Raw genomic sequence first — 15062 nt, 5'->3', positions numbered from 1 at the left:
CGGGCGGTACATCCAGTGCCGGACAATATAGCACGAAGAGTTAAAATCTAATGCGCAGAATAATGAATAAAAAATGAAGATTTTTCGGCGGTTATACCGCCGAAAATGATTAGACAATTGCCGTGGTCAGCCGTGATGAACAACACAGGCGGGATTGTTCGTCGTAAATATCGATTTGCCAGACCTGATGCCGCCCTCCCGTATGCAGCGCCCGACAAACACCGCGCACACGCCCGCTGCGCACCGAGCGCAAGTGGTTAGCGTTGACCTCCAGCCCTACCACTTTCTGTTCCCCTTCCGTACACAAATAGCCGGCAACAGAACCGAGCGTTTCCGCCAGCACCACCGACGCACCACCGTGTAACAGGCCAAACGGCTGATGCGTTCGTTGATCTACCGGCATACTCGCCTCCAGTGCATCGTCACTGATGCGTTCAAAGCGAATATCCAGCAACCCCACCATATTGCCATCACCCATTGCATTCAGGGCTTCCAGCGTAACCGCACGTTTCCAGATCATCCCAAAATCTCCAGCAATGCCTGTAGTGGATGGCGCACGCCATTCCCTTCGATTCGTTTAACCTGGCTGCGGCAAGAGTAGCCGGTTGCCAGACAGCGATTACGCGGCAAACGCTGCATCGCCTGATGCCAGGAAAGCTCATAAATGCCCAGCGAACTGGCATGGTTCTTCACTTCATGACCATAGGTTCCGGCCATGCCGCAGCAGCCAACGCTGACATTTTCCAGTACCGCGCCGAAACGCGCAAAAATCGACGCCCATTGCCCCGTAGCACCCGGTAGCGCAGTCACTTCTGTGCAGTGGCCGAACAGATACCAGGGCTCACCGCTGAGCGCGCGTTCACCGATGTTATCCAGCGCCGCCGGCAGCCATTCATGCACCAGTTGCACATGAAAGTCCCCACGCTTATCGCCTAACGCCAGCTTGTACTCGTCGCGGTAGCAGAGCACCAGCGCCGGGTCGACACCGACCATCGGCATGCCCAGTTGTGCCACGCGGTTAAGGAAATCTGCGGTTTTTTGCGCCGTTTTTGCAAAGCGATTCAGGAAACCTTTAATGTGTTGCGCCTTGCCGTTTGGCGAGAAAGGCAACACGACCGGCGCGAAACCAAGCCGTTCGACCAGACGAACAAAATCGGCCACGACCTGCGCATCGTAATAGCTGGTAAATGGATCCTGCACCACCAGCACAGTTTTCGCTTTCTGCGCGGCATCGAGCTGTTCAAGCTGCTCAAGCGTCATGTTCGCCGTGCGATGCCCGACCATCTGACGCTGCAATGACGGCACCGACAGCAACGGTAAATCCACCATGCCGATATGCTTCGCGGAAAGGGAACGCACCCACGGCTGGCTCATAAAAAAGTTAAATGTTTTCGGTGCGCGCGCCATTAATGGCGCATAACTCTCAACCGTGGCGACCAGATGATCGCGTACCGGGCGCAGATAACGGCTGTGATAGAGCTGCAGGAAGCGTGACCGGAACTCCGGCACATCAATCTTGATCGGGCATTGTGTAGAGCACGCTTTACAGGCCAGGCAGCCTGACATCGCTTCTTTAACTTCATGCGAGAAATCATACTCGCCGCGACGGGCATGCCAGCTATTGCGCGTACGCTCGATTAATGTGCGCAAACTGGCCCGCTTTTCCGGCAGCTCTTTTTCCAGCTTAATTGGATCGATGCCACGATCGGCCAGCAGACGCAGCCATTCACGCACCAGCGTTGCCCGCCCTTTTGGCGAATGAATACGGTTCGCCGAGATTTTCATCGACGGGCACATCGGGCTTTTCACATCGAAATTAAAGCATAAGCCGTTACCGTTACACTCCATGGCGCCACGCCATGAGGAACGCACGGCAATAGGAATTTGCCGGTCAAGCGTACCGCGCTTAACGTCATCCACCTTCTTCATCGGCGCGTCAATGCCTTCAGGCGGGCAAATTTTACCTGGGTTCAGCCGGTTTTCCGGATCGAACGCCGCTTTGATTTTGCGTAACTCACCATACAACTGCTCGCCAAAAAACGCCGGGCTATATTCGGCGCGGAAACCTTTCCCGTGCTCGCCCCACAGCAAACCGCCATATTTTGCCGTCAACGCCACCACATCATCCGAAATGGATTTCATCAGCACTTCTTGCTGCGGATCGCACATATCCAGCGCGGGCCGCACATGCAGCACCCCGGCATCGACATGACCAAACATGCCGTAGCTCAGGCCGTGTCCATCAAGCAGCGCACGGAATTCAACGATGTAATCCGCCAGATGTTCCGGCGGCACGCAGGTATCTTCCGCAAAGGGAATCGGCTTGGCTGCGCCTTTCGCGTTCCCTAATAACCCCACGGCTTTTTTACGCATGGCGTAAATGCGCTCAATGCCCGTCAGATCTTCGCACAATTGCCAGCCAATCACGCCGCCTTCACCCTTAGCCATTAACGTATCGAGGCGCTGGCACAGCGACTGCACCTGCGCATCAATCAGCGGCTGATCGTCACCGGCAAACTCAACAATATTCAGGCCAAGCAGGGTTTTGTCCGGCACATCGGTAATCAGCTCTTTCACCGAATGCCAGACAATATCTTCCCGCGCCAGATTGAGCACTTTCGAATCTACGGTTTCGACGGAGAGCGCCCGCGCTTCCACCATAAACGGCGCATTGCGCAGCGCGGAATCAAACGAATCATATTTAACGTTCACCAGACGGCGAACTTTCGGCAGCGGCGTGATATCAAGGCGCGCTTCGGTAATAAACGCCAGCGTCCCTTCTGAGCCGGTCAGAATGCGGGTTAAATCAAATTCGGTCATCTCGTCATTAAACACATGACGCAGATCGTAACCGGTAAGAAAACGGTTCAGTTTGGGGAAGTTATCCAGAATCAGCTGACGGTTATCGCGACAGCGCTCCAGCACCGTTTTATAGATACGCCCGATAGCGGTGCTGGCATTACCCAGCGTTTCTGCCAGCGCCACCGGCATCGCCTGCGTATCGAGGATATCGCCGCCCAGTAGCACAGCGCGGACACCCAGCACATGGTCGGAAGTTTTCCCGTAAACAAGGGACCCCTGTCCGGAAGCGTCGGTGTTGATCATTCCCCCCAGGGTCGCGCGGTTGCTGGTCGACAGCTCCGGCGCGAAGAAGAAACCGTAAGGTTTCAAATACTGATTGAGCTGATCTTTGATAACGCCTGCTTCAACGCGCACCCATCCCTCTTCAGGATTGATTTCCATAATGCGGTTCATATAGCGGGACATATCAACGATGATGCCCTGGTTCAGCGCCTGGCCATTGGTGCCGGTACCGCCGCCGCGCGGAGTAAAGACCAGCGTACGAAAACGTGGCTCGGCCGCGAGGCGTGTGATCAAGGCAACGTCGGACGTTGAACGAGGGAAAACGACGGCATCGGGTAATAGCTGGTAAATACTGTTGTCTGTCGCCATCGTTAGCCTGTCGGCGTAGCTGGTGGCGGTATCACCGGTAAAACCTTGTTGCTCCAAAGCCTGCAAAAAATTCAGCACCAGTTGAACGACGCCCGGTGCCTGGGAAATCTGTGGGATCATTATGCTTGACCCTGCCTGATTGTTAGTGTTGTGAATAGTTAATCGTTTGCTTTAAGCATTCATCGTTGTATCACATTTTTTTCTTATGCGCCCATGAGAATTACAGGCAGAATCGGACTGTCCAAAACCGCTGAAATCATTAATCATTATCACTGGTGATTTCCAGAAACACCGAATTTTCAGCCACTCAATAAGGTGAGTAAATCGTATGGTTGATCTACGTCAGTCCAGGGATGTACCGCAAATCATGCTGTCGGTACTGTTTTTAGCAATCATGATTATCGCCTGTCTGTGGGTCGTCCAGCCCTTCATCCTCGGTTTTGCCTGGGCGGGAACGGTGGTGATCGCCACCTGGCCACTGCTGGTACGCCTGCAACGCGTGCTGTTTGGCCGCCGATCGCTGGCAGTGTTAGTGATGATGCTGCTGTTGATCCTGCTGTTTATCATTCCTGTCGCGCTACTGGTTAATAGCCTGGTGGACTCCAGCGGCCCGGTGATCCATGCCATCAGCACCGGCGCCATGTCACCGCCGGATTTAGCCTGGCTAAACAGCATCCCTTTCGTTGGTGAGAAGCTCTATGCGGGCTGGCACAGCCTGCTGGATATGGGCGGCAGCGCCATTATGGCCAAACTGCGGCCGTATGTAGGCGCGACAACCACCTGGTTTGTCGGCCAGGCCGCGCATATCGGACGCTTTATGCTGCACTGCGGCCTGATGTTGCTGTTCAGCGCCCTGCTCTACTGGCGCGGTGAGCAAGTTGCCAGAGGGATCCGCCATTTCGCCATTCGTCTTGCCGGGAAACGAGGCGATGCCGCTGTGCTATTGGCAGGCCAGGCTATACGCGCCGTAGCGCTTGGCGTGGTGGTCACCGCGCTGGTGCAGGCCGTGCTTGGCGGCGTTGGTCTGGCCATTTCCGGCGTGCCCTACGCTACGTTGTTTACCGTGGTCATGCTGATGACCTGTCTGGTGCAGCTCGGGCCGTTACTGGTGCTGGTTCCGGCCATTATCTGGCTTTACTGGAGCGGAGATTCCACCTGGGGCACCGTGTTGCTGGTCTGGAGCTGCATTGTCGCCACGCTGGATAACTTCATCCGCCCGGTACTTATTCGCATGGGTGCGGATTTACCGCTGATCCTTATTCTTTCAGGGGTAATTGGCGGACTGGTCGCTTTCGGTATGATTGGCCTGTTTATTGGTCCGGTATTACTGGCGGTTTCCTGGCGGCTATTCTCCGCGTGGGTGAATGAAGCGCCCGAACCGGTAGCGGCAGATAATGCGCTAAGCGAAGTCGACGATTTAGATAACCCCTCCTGAAAATAATAAGGCGGGGTAGCCCGCCTTAATTATTATTAAGCGCTACTTATCATTTCAGACACGAAATCCCGATCAGATCCCTCTGAAAGCGAAATATTGCGCGATTTAGCCCATATATTCTTCACGTCCATTTAACTAATGAGACGAATCTGATCGACGCAAAAAATCGACATGCCTACTATTAGCTCACGGTTATAAATCAACACCTTGATTTATAAGCATGGAAATCCCCTGAGTGAAACAACGAATTGCTGTGTGTAGTCTTTGCCCATCTCCCACGATGGGCTTTTTTTTCGCCGCTTTCATTTCAAGCACTTATTTGCCGGATGCAGACGCGCTTCCGTTGCCGCTCACCGCGCAGGCGCCATTATCAATGGCTGCACCAATTGGTAGGTAATCGAGTGCTAAATGCATCGTGCTCACATCGTGTCCGTCACAGTCACGAATATGATCGTTATACGCCGCACAGCCATTAAGACCCGCGCATGCGAGCACGATATACATGAATAAATAAGCTTTCATTTGAATAACCTCAACACGATTGCAGGCAAATAAATAGATCACTTCCGCTACAGCGGAATAAAAACTGCAATAGTTAATAAATTAAAATCGTGAAAACACGATCACTCTAAACCCGCTTACGTATTTACCTGCGCCAGCTGCTGATAAGATGATGCTGAGACAGCACGCGATCAACGACGTTACATAACCGGCCCTGCAGCGCCCTGTAAATCCTGCGTTCACAGGCGTAGTTCACCCACCGGATACCGCCGGGTTCAATGTCGCCAAACCCCGTCACACCATGACAAATAAAATGGACATAATGGCGCGCAGCTATTTTCCCACCAGGTAAAATCTCAATAAATTTTTTTCTGCAAGTACAGAGAAATAGAAAATAACGAAGAGCTAAGTTACGGGAGGGAATTATATGCGGGGTAATTATCAATACAATAAATATATACCAGCGGCAGGCACGAATAGCTTACGATCGCACAAATACCTCAGGTAATTGTAAGTCATGCAGCGTGGTTGTTATTTCAGCCGGGTTATTGTTGTCTGTTTGTGCAAAAAAATAGCCCATCGAGCGATGGGCTACGATGTTATCACTGGCTGACTTCGCACTGACTCATCATTTTCCAGGCGGTGGGAAGTTCGCGGGTCTCGCCGTAAACGTTCACCGTGAGCGCTGCGCGGATATCTGCCGATGAGGCACCGATTTGCAGCTCAAACTCACCCGGTTCGACAATGCGCTGCCCGTCACGGCGCGTAAAGTTGAGCATATCCACCGGCACGATGAACGTCAGGGTTGCCGTTTCACCCGGTGATAATGCCACGCGCTGGAACGCTTTTAGCTCCTGCACCGGACGCACCATTGACGCTACTTTATCCCGGACATACAGTTGCACCACCTCGCTGCCGCTGCGATCTCCGCTATTTTTTACCTGCACCTGCACACGAATATCGTCATCAATCGCCACATCCGGTGTCAGCAACACCGGGTTCATATACTCGAACTGCGTCCAGCTCTTCCCGTAGCCAAAGGGGTAAAGTGCGCCAAAATGGAAGGCAAACGGTGTACCACCGCTTTTCAGCTTGTGGTTGTAATAATAGGGCATCGCCCCCGCGCTTTTCGGCACGCTGACGACCAGACGCCCCTGCGGCTCTGCCCGCCCGGTCAATACATCGGCAATCGCCCGGCCGCCCTCCTGCCCCGGCGCCCACGCCATTAACCATGCGGCAACGCGCGACTCCAGCCCTTGCAGGTTATACGGACGCCCACCGGTCATGACCACCACGACCGGTTTCCCGGTTGCCACTAACGCCTCCAGCAACTGTTGTTGCACACCCGGCAGCGTCAGGCTGTCCGTGTCGGAACCTTCTCCCACCGTCCCGCTCTGGAACAGCCCGGCAAGATCGCCCACACAGGCAATGATCACCTCGCTTTCCTGCGCCACGCTCACCGCGTGCGGGATCAGGCTCAAATCCATGGAAACCGGTGACTGCTGCATCGGTTTACCCGACGCATCCCCGGGGAAAACGGGGGCGCCAGCCATACGTTTTTCAATAATATGGCAGCCTTTGGCATAACGGACGTTCCCCTCTCCCAGCGTCTGGCGCAGCGCCGCAAGCGGCGTGGTGACCTGCGTGGTCTCCTCCAGCATATCGCTAATGATCAAATGCACCGGGAAACTGTACCCGCTGAGCAAAGCCAGCGGGTCGTCAGCGGTCGGGCCAATTACCGCCACTTTCGGTGAGCCGTTCAATGGCAGAATGCCGTTATTTTCCAGCAGCGTCATTGAGCGCGTAGCGACCTCGCGCGCTACCTGCCGCGTCCTGGCAGACTGCAGGTCGATGCCCTGTTCATCGGTATAAGGCTGTTCGAACAAACCGAGGCGGAATTTCACTGCCAGCACGCGGGCGACAATTTCGTCCACTTTTGCCATGGAGATAAGGCCACGCTCAACGGCCTCTGCCAGATGGCGTGCACAATCATCTTTTGGCAATTCAACATCCAGCCCGGCATTAAACGAGAGCGCAGCGGATTCTGCGGCATCGTGTGTCACGCCGTGATGTTGATGCAGCAGGCTGACGCCACCGTAATCGGCAACAATAATGCCCTCGAAGCCCCACTGTTCACGCAGCAAAGTGGTGAGCAAGAAATGGTCACTGTGACCCGGCTGGTTATCAATGTCGTGATAGGCCGGCATCACCGATCCTGCTTTCGCCAGCTTCACTGCCATCTCGAACGGCAGCAAAAAGGTGTCGTTCAGCTCGCAAAAGCCGAGGTGTACCGGGGCATGGTTACGCGCGCCTTCGCTAAACGAGTGGCCAACATAGTGTTTGAGCGTCGCCAGCATATCGCCCTTTCCACCCTGCAACCCGTTCACGTAGGCGCACGCCATCACCCCCACCAGCCACGGATCTTCACCAAACGTCTCTTCCGTGCGCCCCCAGCGCACATCGCGCGAGACATCCAGTACCGGAGCCAGCCCCTGTTTGCATCCGGTCGATCGCGCTTCCAGCCCGATATGATGGGCGGCACGTTGCACAAGTTGCGGATCCCAGGTGGAACCGTAGTTCAGCGAGGAGGGAAATAACGTCGCGTCTTTGCACAATAAACCCACCAGGCACTCTTCATGAAACAGTGCGGGGATACCCAACCGCGTCTCTTCCACCAACGTTTTTTGTAGCCGATTAGCCGCGCGTACACCGCGCTTCGCCTCCACTATATGCGTGCCCAGTGGACGGGTTATTTGCCCGACCCCCAGTTTAAGCCGCTGTGCCAGCGCCGCCTGCGTGCTGACACCGGCAAACTCATCGCTGAGATCGGTGCGCTCGCGGTGCTCTCCCTCTTCTGAAAGCACCAGCCACAACGCATGCATTTGCGCGAATTTCTCTTCCGGCGTCATCCGCGCCAGTAAATCCGCAACGCGTTCGGCCACGGGACGGTTTGCGTCCTGGTAGATAGCAGTCATCGGGTCACTCCTGTGTTATTGAAATCCGGGGCGGTTTGCACTGCCGTGTCGCTTTCACTGACGTCGCGTTTACGTATCAGATCTTGCGCGATACTGTCGGCAACCTGGCTATTGAGTTTGTAGCGGGTCAGCAGCAGCACCATGCAGATAAACAGCAGGCAGGGGATCAGCGTAAACAATGCGTTAATGGTCGTCAGCACCGTCGCGCTCTGGGCTGCCTGATTCGGCGCATAATCCACGGCACCAAGCACCCACCCCACGACTGCGCCGCCAAGCGCCAGGCCAAATTTAATGGCGAATAACGCTGTCGAGAACACCAGTCCGTCGAGGCGACGCCCGCTGCGGTGCTCTTCGTAATCCACCACATCAGAGAACATGGTCCATTGCAGCGGCGTGGTCAGGTTCTGAATAAAGCTGAAAACGATATTGAGGCCAAAAATAAGCCACACTTGCGTCGGCGGGATAATAAAGATCAGCGCCGCGAAAACGACGAATGTAATAATTGTCCACTGGTAGGCGCGCACCCGGTCAAATTTCCCTAATAACCGAGCTGATAATAGTGCTCCGCTTAGGGCGGCGATCATGCCCGAAACAATAAAGGTAAATACCATATCCGGGCGCTGTAATACGTATTTGACGTAATACATCGTGGCGGAACCACGCGTTACAACCGCGGTTAACAGCAAAATATTAAACACAAAGACAATGCGCCACTGCGTATTTTTCGCCAGCAATTTGAGATCGCTGAACAGCGAACCGGAGCTATCATTGCGCGGCGTAAAACGCTCGCGTGTCATAAAGAAGCAGCCAAAGAACAGAAAAATGCCCAGTACGCCCATCATGCTCATGGCATAAAAATACCCTTTTTGATCATTACCAGCCCCCAGATGTGCCACCAGTGGCAGGGCAATAACGGTCACGATCAGGCCGCCAATAAACGATAAACCAAAGCGCCAGGACTGCAGCGAGTGGCGCTCGTGCGGGTCCATCGTCAGCGCGCCGGGCATGGCGCAGTAAGGGACGTTAATCGCAGAATAGATAAAGCTAAGGATGGCGTAAGTGACGCAGGCATAGAGGATTTTTGCCGTCGCCCCTGCGTCCGGGACATAAAAGGTAATAATGCAGCTCACACCAAACGGTATTGCAAACCACAGCAGCCAGGGGCGAAAACGCCCGTGTCGCGTTTGCGTACGATCCACCAGTGCGCCGATGCAAGGATCGACAAAAGCATCCACCGCGCGCACGACCAAAAACATGGTTCCCATGATGGCGGCGGGTAACCCAAACACATCCGTATAGAAATAAGCGAGAAACAGCGTTGCGGTTTGCCAGACCAGGGCGCTCGCCATATCACCCAGACCGTAACCAATTTTGTCTTTTGTACTCAGGACAGAGGAGATTGTCATTTTTATTAGCCTTGTGAGGTCAAAAAATATTTCAACATGGCGCGACAGATTAACGTCGCACTGCTCACTACCGGCTCAAGTATTGGAAGAAGCTAACGAGGGGACAATTGCAATAATTGCCAGGCTTTTTACGTTTTTTGGTTATTGTGATCGCCGCCGAGTTCGCGGCTGAAATAAAAAAATCCCCGACATTATGTCGGGGATTTTACTTTTGCCTTTATTTTTTCAGTTCGGCGAGGCTTAGCCAGGTCTGCACAACGGTGTCCGGGTTGAGTGAGAGACTATCAATGCCCTCATCCATCAACCAGGCGGCAAAGTCTTCGTGATCCGAAGGCCCTTGCCCGCAAATGCCGACATATTTGCCCTGCTTTTTCGCCGCACGGATCGCCATCGAAAGCAGCGCTTTCACCGCGTCGTTACGTTCGTCGAACAGTTCTGAGACCACGCCGGAATCGCGATCGAGACCCAGCGCCAGTTGCGTCATGTCGTTGGAGCCGATAGAGAAACCATCGAAATACTCAAGGAACTGCTCCGCCAGCAGCGCGTTGGACGGGATTTCGCACATCATGATGATTTTCAGCCCGTTCTCACCGCGTTTCAGCCCCTGGCGCGCCAGCTCATCAACTACCGCTTTTGCCTGTTCAACGGTACGTACAAACGGGACCATGATTTCCACGTTGGTCAGCCCCATATCGTTACGCACGCGTTTTACCGCTTCGCACTCAAGCGCGAAGCAATCGCGGAAGCTGTCGGCCACATAACGGCCTGCGCCACGGAAGCCGAGCATCGGGTTCTCTTCTTCCGGTTCGTAGCGCTCACCGCCGACCAGATTGGCGTATTCGTTCGATTTAAAATCAGACAGACGCACAATCACGCGTTTTGGCCAGAATGCCGCTCCCAGTGTCGAAATGCCTTCCGTCAGACGGCCGACATAAAACTCAACCGGCGAATCGAAGCCTTTCATCATTTCGCGGATTTCGTTTTGTAATTTCGCGTCCTGATCATCAAACTCCAGCAGTGCGCGCGGATGCACGCCGATCATGCGGTTGATGATGAATTCCAGACGCGCAAGGCCTACGCCTTCGTTTGGCAGGCAAGCAAAATCGAAGGCGCGATCCGGGTTGCCGACGTTCATCATGATCTTCAGCGGCAGATCCGGCATGGTGTCTACGCTTGAACTTTTCACGCTGAAATCCAGCAGATCGGCATACACATAACCGGTATCGCCTTCGGCGCAGGAGACGGTGACTTTCTCCCCGGTTTTAATACGTTCGGTCGCGTCGCCGCAGCCCACCACCGCCGGAATACCTAACTCACGCGCAATGATCGCCGCGTGGCAAGTACGACCGCCGCGGTTGGTAACAATCGCCGCCGCTTTTTTCATGATCGGTTCCCAGTCCGGGTCGGTCATGTCGGTTACCAGCACATCGCCCGGCTCGATCAGGTTCATCTCGCTGATATCGTGGATCACTTTCACCGTACCGGCGCCAATGCGATGCCCAATGGCACGGCCTTCAGAGATAATGCGCCCCTGGGCATGCAGCGTGTAACGCTCCATCACCTGGCCACGCGAACGCACGGTTTCCGGACGCGCCTGCACGATAAACAATTTACCGGTATGGCCGTCTTTCGCCCATTCAATATCCATTGGACGGCCATAGTGTTTCTCGATTTGCACCGCCTGCTTCGCCAGCGCCTGCACTTCGTCATCGGTCAGGGAGAAACGGTCGCGCTCTGCCTGCGGTACATCTTCAATCTGCACCTGCTTGCCATGCTCTTGCGTCGGCGCATAGATCATGCGGATTTTCTTCGATCCCATGGTGCGACGCACAATGGCCGGACGATTTGCCGCAAGCGTTGGCTTATGCACATAGAACTCATCCGGGTTAACGGCGCCCTGCACCACCATTTCGCCCAGTCCCCAGGCAGAGGTGATAAACACTACCTGATCAAAACCGGATTCCGTATCGATGGTGAACATCACGCCAGAAGAACCGATATCCGAACGCACCATGCGCTGCACACCGGCAGAAAGCGCGACGCCGCGATGATCGTAGCCCTGATGCACGCGATAGGAGATGGCGCGATCGTTGAATAACGAGGCAAACACATGCTTCACCGCCACCAGCACGGCGTCATACCCTTGCACGTTGAGGAAGGTTTCCTGCTGACCGGCAAACGAGGCATCCGGCATGTCTTCTGCGGTCGCAGAAGAACGCACCGCGAAAGACGCTTCAGCGTCGTCTTCAGAGAGTTTGGCATAGGCTTCGTGGACTGCTTTTTCCAGCTCCGGCGGGAACGGCGTGTCGACAATCCACTGGCGGATCTGCGCACCGGCTTTGGCCAGTTCGGACACATCATCGATGTCAGTTTTATCCAGTAATTCGTAAATGCGCTGATTTAGCCCGCTTTGTTCCAGAAACTGGTTAAACGCATCGGCCGTGGTCGCAAACCCATTCGGTACGGAAACCCCCATACCGGACAGATTAGTAATCATTTCACCAAGGGAGGCATTTTTGCCCCCAACTCTGTCTACATCATTCATGCCGAGTTGGTCATACCAAAGCACCAGCGGAGACGAGCCATTGTTGGACATCGAAACAATCCTTTTGTGATATATGAATGGGTGAAAACGTCGAACTACTTTTTTATCCTGGCATAATTAATTCCGTTGAAAAAACGGTGAATCGTGTAAGCAATTACGATTTCTGGTTTTTCGGATAGATTCCCATCAATAAATCACCTTGAGTAATTTCTCATTTTTGTATCTCCTTATTTTTTATAGGGGAAATTAAAAAAAATGAACCGTTGAGTTCATTAAAAATAAAAACACCATTTCATTTTAAAAATGAGAAAAAGGAGATACGCATGTTGAGGGTTTTAATTTATGCTTTCAGAGAATTACGCATGTCATTCAGGATGGGTTAAATGGACAGTTCAGTTGATCGCCACGTCTTTTATATTTCTGATGGAACCGCTATCACCGCTGAAGTATTAGGCCATGCGGTCATGTCGCAATTCCCGGTTGCCGTCAGCAGTATTACGCTGCCGTTTGTGGAAAACGAGAGCCGGGCCCGTGCCGTCAAAGAACAAATAGACGCCATCTATCAGCAAACCGGCAATCGCCCCCTGGTGTTCTACTCCATTGTGATACCGGAAATTCGCGCCATTATTTTGCAAAGCGAAGGATTTTGTCAGGATATCGTTCAGGCGCTGGTAGCACCGCTGCAGGAGGAATTAAAACTCGATCCCACCCCCATTGCGCACCGCACACATGGGCTCAATCCCGGTAATTTAACGAAATACGATGCGCGTATCGCAGCTATTGATTACACCCTCGCGCACGACGATGGTATTTCTTTGCGCAATCTGGATCAGGCGCAGGTGATTTTACTGGGCGTTTCGCGCTGTGGAAAAACACCGACCAGTCTGTATCTGGCGATGCAATTTGGTATTCGCGCAGCAAATTATCCTTTTATTGCCGATGATATGGATAACCTCGTGCTCCCCGCTGCGTTAAAGCCACTGCAGCATAAATTATTTGGTCTGACCATTAATCCTGAGCGCCTTGCCGCCATTCGCGAAGAGCGCCGGGAAAATAGCCGCTACGCGTCATTGCGCCAGTGCCGGATGGAAGTTGCAGAAGTGGAAGCGCTTTATCGCAAGAATCAGATCCCCTGCCTTAATAGTACCAACTACTCGGTAGAAGAAATTGCCACCAAGATGCTCGATATTATGGGGTTAAATCGCCGCATGTACTAACAAGCTAGTACACAGGTGCGAAGTGCGCTATGATATTGCCCGGAAACGTGATGTGCTTTGCAACCCCTCTTGAAATAAGCCGGGATTGGTTTAAGGTGTTGCGCATCACTTCCGGCATTCCTGCCGCTGAAGCACCTAATTTTTGAGATTCTTGATGAACAAAACCGATGAACTTCGCACTGCGCCTATCAGCAGCCTGGTGACACCAGCTGAACTTGCGCAGCGCTACCCTGTTACCTCAGAGGTAGCGGAGCATGTGACCGCATCCCGTCGGCGGATAGAAAAAATTCTGAATGGTGAAGATCGCCGCCTGTTGGTGATTATTGGTCCCTGCTCGATTCACGACCTTGACGCAGCCGTTGATTACGCGAGCCGTTTACAAGTATTACGTGAAAAACACCACGCGCATCTGGAAATCGTTATGCGCACCTACTTCGAAAAACCGCGCACCGTAGTGGGCTGGAAAGGACTGATTTCCGATCCGGATCTGAACGGCAGTTACCGCGTAAATCACGGTCTTGAACTGGCGCGTAAACTGCTGTTGCAGGTCAATGAGCTGGGAGTACCCACCGCGACCGAATTCCTCGATATGGTGACCGGCCAGTTTATTGCCGATTTAATTAGCTGGGGAGCGATTGGCGCGCGCACCACTGAAAGCCAAATCCACCGGGAAATGGCCTCGGCGCTTTCCTGTCCGGTCGGTTTTAAAAACGGTACCGATGGCAATACACGTATCGCCGTTGACGCGATCCGCGCTTCCCGCGCCAGCCATATGTTCCTCTCGCCGGATAAAAGCGGGCAAATGACCATTTATCAGACCAGCGGCAACCCGTACGGCCACATCATTATGCGTGGCGGTAAAAAACCGAATTACCATGCCGGAGATATCGCCAATGCGTGCGATACGCTGCGTGAATTTGGTTTGCCGGAGCATCTGGTGGTGGATTTCAGTCATGGCAACTGCCAGAAAGAGCATCGCCGCCAGTTGGATGTCTGTGACGACATTTGTACGCAAATTCGTAATGGCTCGCTCGCGATCTCTGGTGTGATGGCGGAAAGTTTCCTGCAAGAAGGCACGCAAAAAATTGTCAGTGGTCAGCCGCTGGTATACGGGCAATCCATTACCGACCCATGCCTGAACTGGGAAGACAGTGAACTGCTGCTGGAAAAGCTCGCAACCGCGGTTGCCACCCGTTTTTAACCTTTTCCTGCTGACTCAATTACGCATTCCCCCTACTTTTTCCTGGGGGAACTGCGTTCAGGCAAACAATCGCCCTTGCTTCACATCGCCATACTATTGATAATCATTATCATTGTTGGTTTGTCTTAAAACGGATATGTCGCAAATGGATAGCACGCCTGCATCACCGGTCACGCCTCAGGAAAAGCCCACGCACATCACCCCAACCGATCGCCGCATTCACAGCCGTTCACTGCTGGGGGATGAAGGGCGCGTCGTTATTGAGCACAACGGGCAGCAATACCTTCTGCGCCAGACGCATGCCGGAAAATTGATCCTGACAAAGTAGG

General features: G+C 53.6%; 10 protein-coding genes and 1 other RNA gene. 5 read left to right on the top strand and 6 right to left on the bottom strand.

The genetic code is table 11. The annotated features are described in order from the left end of the window. Window positions 1-109 precede the first annotated feature (109 nt). Together menI and ydiJ are read right to left on the bottom strand one after the other, a co-directional pair. A complete protein-coding gene (menI, locus tag O3S68_RS04230) occupies window positions 110-520 on the bottom strand; it encodes a 1,4-dihydroxy-2-naphthoyl-CoA hydrolase (RefSeq protein ID WP_016496321.1) in 411 nt (136 codons plus the stop codon). After that, on the bottom strand, window positions 517-3573 hold the full coding sequence (gene ydiJ, locus O3S68_RS04225; RefSeq protein ID WP_016496322.1) for a D-2-hydroxyglutarate dehydrogenase YdiJ: 3057 nt from the start codon (window positions 3571-3573) through the stop codon (window positions 517-519). Before ydiJ ends, menI begins: the two co-directional genes overlap by 4 nt. 208 nt (window positions 3574-3781) lie before the next feature. Here ydiJ and ydiK point away from each other — a divergent pair, with 208 nt between their 5' ends. Both ydiK and rprA read left to right on the top strand, forming a co-directional pair. Continuing rightward, window positions 3782-4888 (top strand): AI-2E family transporter YdiK, encoded by a 1107-nt coding sequence (ydiK, locus tag O3S68_RS04220; protein WP_269230857.1) that lies wholly within the window; start codon window positions 3782-3784, stop codon window positions 4886-4888. Between the two features lie 188 nt (window positions 4889-5076). Then, window positions 5077-5184, top strand: an RNA gene (gene rprA, locus O3S68_RS04215) — antisense sRNA RprA. A gap of 19 nt (window positions 5185-5203) precedes the next feature. On the opposite strand, the gene O3S68_RS04210 is transcribed toward rprA, so the two are convergent. The 4 genes from O3S68_RS04210 to ppsA all read right to left on the bottom strand — a co-directional run bounded on the left by O3S68_RS04210 (window position 5204) and on the right by ppsA (window position 12366). Then, window positions 5204-5410, bottom strand: a complete 207-nt coding sequence (locus tag O3S68_RS04210; protein WP_269230856.1) for a hypothetical protein — start codon at window positions 5408-5410, stop codon at window positions 5204-5206. A 581-nt stretch (window positions 5411-5991) separates the two neighbouring features. Further along, window positions 5992-8364, bottom strand: coding sequence for a glycoside hydrolase family 3 N-terminal domain-containing protein (locus O3S68_RS04205; protein WP_269230855.1), 2373 nt, complete (start codon window positions 8362-8364; stop codon window positions 5992-5994). After that, window positions 8361-9770 carry an MFS transporter gene (locus tag O3S68_RS04200; RefSeq protein ID WP_269230854.1) on the bottom strand — a complete coding sequence of 470 codons (1410 nt, stop codon included), beginning with the start codon at window positions 9768-9770 and terminating at the stop codon, window positions 8361-8363. The genes O3S68_RS04205 and O3S68_RS04200 overlap by 4 nt, the downstream gene beginning before the upstream one ends. Before the next feature lie 217 nt (window positions 9771-9987). Then, entirely contained in the window at window positions 9988-12366 is a 2379-nt protein-coding gene (gene ppsA, locus O3S68_RS04195; protein WP_045511496.1) for a phosphoenolpyruvate synthase, read from the bottom strand. 332 nt (window positions 12367-12698) lie between these two features. Here ppsA and ppsR point away from each other — a divergent pair, with 332 nt between their 5' ends. The 3 genes from ppsR to hemP all read left to right on the top strand — a co-directional run bounded on the left by ppsR (window position 12699) and on the right by hemP (window position 15061). After that, a complete protein-coding gene (ppsR, locus tag O3S68_RS04190) occupies window positions 12699-13532 on the top strand; it encodes a posphoenolpyruvate synthetase regulatory kinase/phosphorylase PpsR (protein WP_016496328.1) in 834 nt (277 codons plus the stop codon). A 154-nt stretch (window positions 13533-13686) separates the two neighbouring features. After that, window positions 13687-14733 carry a 3-deoxy-7-phosphoheptulonate synthase AroH gene (aroH, locus tag O3S68_RS04185; RefSeq protein ID WP_016496329.1) on the top strand — a complete coding sequence of 349 codons (1047 nt, stop codon included), beginning with the start codon at window positions 13687-13689 and terminating at the stop codon, window positions 14731-14733. Between the two features lie 136 nt (window positions 14734-14869). Then, entirely contained in the window at window positions 14870-15061 is a 192-nt protein-coding gene (hemP, locus tag O3S68_RS04180) for a hemin uptake protein HemP (RefSeq protein WP_044489374.1), read from the top strand. Window position 15062 lies beyond the last annotated feature (1 nt).

This window comes from Kosakonia sp. SOY2 (assembly GCF_027109175.1).
Taxonomy (GTDB): domain Bacteria; phylum Pseudomonadota; class Gammaproteobacteria; order Enterobacterales; family Enterobacteriaceae; genus Kosakonia.
This window is presented reverse-complemented; position numbering and strand designations above follow the sequence as displayed.